The sequence below is a fragment of the Pedobacter sp. UBA5917 genome (assembly GCF_002432345.1).
Classification (GTDB): domain Bacteria; phylum Bacteroidota; class Bacteroidia; order Sphingobacteriales; family Sphingobacteriaceae; genus Pedobacter.
Genome location: NZ_DJDT01000137.1, coordinates 735 through 5,112, shown reverse-complemented (window position 1 = coordinate 5,112; position 4,378 = coordinate 735). Strand labels below are relative to the sequence as shown.

The 4,378-nt window shown below is 41.7% G+C and carries 2 protein-coding genes; both read left to right on the top strand.

Features of this window, described 5'->3' with window-relative positions; all coding sequences use genetic code 11:
* Nucleotides 1-93: 93 nt before the first annotated feature.
* On the top strand, nucleotides 94-1,488 hold the full coding sequence (locus B2V92_RS08400; protein ID WP_349681422.1) for a sugar porter family MFS transporter: 1,395 nt from the start codon (nucleotides 94-96) through the stop codon (nucleotides 1,486-1,488).
* Between the two features lie 71 nt (nucleotides 1,489-1,559).
* On the top strand, nucleotides 1,560-4,378 hold a 2,819-nt coding region (locus tag B2V92_RS08395; protein WP_293306807.1), incomplete at its 3' end, for a tetratricopeptide repeat protein.

Genomic DNA, 4,378 nt, shown 5'->3' with positions numbered 1-4,378 from the left:
ATGATGATAGTATTGTCCATGTGATTGCGCCGATAATCCATTAAATTACCTGTTAAAGGTGTTGGATGCTTAGGATTGGATATTTAGTTTTGAATATCAGATTTCAACACCAGATCTGCTAACCAAATACAACAAATAATGGACAATCAAAAAGTAGCTTACAATAACACCTACATCCTCGGGATCTCCTTTATATCGGCCCTTGGCGGATACCTTTTCGGTTTCGATTTTGCCGTAATTTCGGGGGCTTTACCCTTTTTACGTACCGAATTTGCCCTTAATGCCTATTGGGAAGGTTTCCTTACGGGTTCTTTAGCCCTTGGCTGTATTATAGGTTGTTTAATTGCCGGAAATATTGCCGATAGTAAGGGCCGCAAACCAGGTTTAATGCTTGCTGCATTAATATTTGCTGCATCCTCTATCGGGATGGCGCTTTCTCACAACCTCACTATTTTTATCCTTATGCGTTTTGCTGCGGGCATTGGCGTTGGCATGGCCTCTATGTTAAGCCCAATGTACATTGCCGAAGTTTCACCGCCCGAAAAGCGCGGCAGAAATGTGGCAATCAATCAGCTTACCGTAGTAATCGGGATTTTAGTTACCAATTTAATCAATTATAAACTGGCCGATTATGGCGTAAATGCCTGGCGCTGGATGTTCGGCTTAGGTACCGTTCCGGCTGCACTGTTTCTGTTAGGCGTTTTATGGCTGCCAGAAAGTCCGCGTTGGTTAATTAAGGCCGGTAAGATAGATCAGGCCAAAAAAGTGCTGAACAAAATCGGTAATTCATATTTTGTAGAGCAAACTTTTGCCAAAATCAGCACTTCAATGGTTGGAGGCGAAGAAAAACAGACTTATAAAGCTGTTTTCGCAAAAGCCATCCGTCCTGCGGTAATAGTAGGTATTACCCTGGCCGTTTTTCAGCAATTGTGCGGTATCAATGTAGTGTTTAACTATACCTCAACCATTTTCGAAGCCGTAGGTGCAAATTTAGACAGGCAGCTTTTCGAAACCGTTGCTATTGGTATTGTGAACCTGGTATTTACCATTATTGCCATGTGGCAGGTTGATAAGCTTGGCCGCAGGCCTTTAATGTTGATCGGTTCGTTGGGATTGTCGATATTATACATCATCCTTGCTTTCCTTTTACAGAGCAACGCACAGGCCAACCTGGTTTCGGTTTTTGTATTGCTCGCCATTGCCACATATGCAACTTCGCTGGCTCCTGTTACCTGGGTGCTCATCTCAGAAATTTTCCCAAACAGCATCAGGGGTAAAGCTTCATCGGTGGCCATTGTGGCACTTTGGAGCGCCTATTTCGTGCTGGTGTTTACCTTCCCGATTTTGGCCAAATGGCTCGGTGCATTCGGCCCATTCTATCTATATGCTGTTATCTGTTTGGCCGGTTTCTTCTTCGTAAAACGCAAGGTGAAAGAAACCAAAGGGCAGACATTAGAAGAATTGGAAACGAGTTTAATCGGGCATTAAGCCTAAAAGTATTACGTGATTAAATATCCTTATTAAATACCTATCAAAAATATAAAATGCTCATTCGAAATATGAAAGTTAAAGTTTGGACAGAAGCTGTTATTATTCCAACCTACGAAGTTGGTTTGCCGGAAAAGAATCCGGTGTTTATAGAAAAAAGAGTGTATCAGGGAAGTAGTGGAGCCGTTTATCCTTACCCTGTGATCGAGAAAATCGCTGATGAGAAAGTTGATAAATCCTATCAGGCCGTTTACCTTGAAAATGATTTTGTAAAGATCATGATCCTGCCCGAATTGGGCGGAAGGGTGCAGATGGCTTTTGATAAAACCAAAAACCGTCATTTTATCTACTATAACCAGGTAATAAAACCTGCTTTGGTTGGTTTAACTGGTCCGTGGATTTCCGGTGGTATCGAATTTAACTGGCCACAACACCACCGTCCTTCAACCTTCGATCCGGTTGATTCCCTCTTTGAAGAAAACGAAGATGGTAGTGCAACTGTTTGGTGCAGCGAGGTAGAAAGAATGTTCCGCACCAAAGGAACCATAGGCTTTACCCTGTACCCTGATAAAAACTACCTCGAAATTAAAGGTCAGCTGTATAACAGAACACCCTTTCCACAAACATTTTTGTGGTGGGCAAACCCTGCGGTAAAAGTGAACGACGATTATCAATCTGTTTTTCCACCTGATGTAAATGCGGTTTTCGACCACGGAAAACGTGATGTTTCTTCTTTCCCGATTGCAAAGGGAACTTATTACAAAGTAGATTATTCGCCGGGCACCGATATTTCGCGTTATAAAAATATCCCTGTGCCAACTTCTTATATGGCGGTTTCGTCTAAATATAATTTTGTGGGCGGATATGAGAACGACAGTAAAGGCGGGTTGTTGCACGTAGCCAATCACCATATTTCTCCGGGTAAAAAACAATGGACGTGGGGTAACGGCGATTTCGGGCAGGCCTGGGACCGTAACCTTACCGACGAGGATGGACCATATATCGAACTGATGTGCGGAGTTTATACCGATAATCAACCCGATTTTTCGTGGATCATGCCCGGCGAATACAAAGATTTTGTACAATATTATATGCCATACCGCGATTTAGGAGTAGTAAAAAATGCCACTAAAAACGCCATGGTGAATATTGAACAGGCGGATGGAAAACTGACTGTCAAGGTATATACCACCGGACTTTACCCCAATACTAAAATTGTATTGAAAGATGGCGATCGCGAATTATTGAACGACGGGTACAACGCAGCTCCAACGGTATCTTACGAAAAAGAAATCAGTTTTGCAGGAAATCCTGAGGAATTGCAGATCAGTGTTACCGACGAAAAAGGCAATATTTTAGTGGATTGGAAATGGGAGGGTGAAAATGAAACCGATATTCCTGAAGCAGCAAAACCCGCAAAAGCTCCGGCCGATATCGAAAACAACGAGCAGCTTTTCTTAACAGGATTACATCTCGAGCAATACCGCCATGCGATTTATAACCCTTTTGATTATTATAACGAAGCTTTAAAAAGGGATGATGGCGATATCAGGTGCAATAATGCCGTAGGTCTTTTAAAGTTAAGAAGAGGTAAGTTCGCTGAGTCGGAAGCTTATTTTAAAAAGGCAATTAAAACCCTTACTGCACGTAATCCGAACCCTTATGATGGTGAACCTTATTTTAATTTGGGTTTATCGTTAAAGCTTCAGGATAGATTTGAGGAAGCTTATGATGCATTTTATAAATCAATCTGGAATGCAGCTCAGCAGAACCAGGGTTATTTTAATATTGCACAGCTTGATGTGATCAAGGGTGATCTGGAAAGTGCTTTAACGCATATTGAAAAATCGATCTCCAAAAATACCCATGATGAAAAAGCACTTCATTTACAGGTGGTGATTCTACGTAAACTTGGCAAAACCAAAAAAGCGCTGGCAGCTATTGATAGCTGTCTGGAAAACGATCATTTTAATTTTGGTATCCGTTTTGAAAAATACCTTTTATCTGAAAAACCGGGCGATTTAACCGAAATACATGCTTTGATCAGGAAGAATATCCACAGTTATATCGAATATGCACTTGATTATGCTGCTGCTGGATTATATAATGAGGCTATTTTACTCTTAAATTCGGGTATCGAACTGCAAGAAGATGTTTATCCGCTGGCGTATTATTACCTGGCGTTGTTTTACAGTAAAAACGGGAACGAAAAACTGGCAAAAACTACTTCTTACGAAGCTGCTGCTGCCAACCCGGAATATTGTTTTCCAAATCAGATCGAAGCAGTTATAGCCTTAAACCATGCAATAGCGGAAAACCCGAACGATGCGAAAGCGCCTTATTACCTGGGTAATTTCTGGTATGCTTTTAAACATTATGATGATGCAATAGCTTGTTGGGAAAAATCGATTGCGATCGATCCTAACTTTCCAACCGTTCAGCGAAACCTGGCTTTGGCCTATTACAATAAAACCGATAGGCAGGAGCAGGCAGTAACCCTATTAGAGAAAGCCTTTGAATTGGATAAAAGTGATGTGCGCATTTTAATGGAGCTCGATCAGCTGTATAAAAGGGTAAATAAAGACCTCGGTTTCAGGTTTAATTTCCTCGATGAAAACAAAAACCTGGTAGCCCAGCGCGATGATGTATACCTCGAATACGTTACCCTGCTAAATCTTGATGGCGAACACCAAAAGGCACTTGAGTTATTGAAAAACAGAATTTTCCATCCATGGGAGGGCGGCGAAGGTAAAGTAGCCATTCAATATGTAACCGCTTTGGTAGAACTTGGGAAAGAGGCCATTACTGATGGAAACTATGAAACAGCAATCCAATACCTGAACGATGCACAGGAATATCCGCATAACCTTGCCGAAGGTAAATTGGCAGG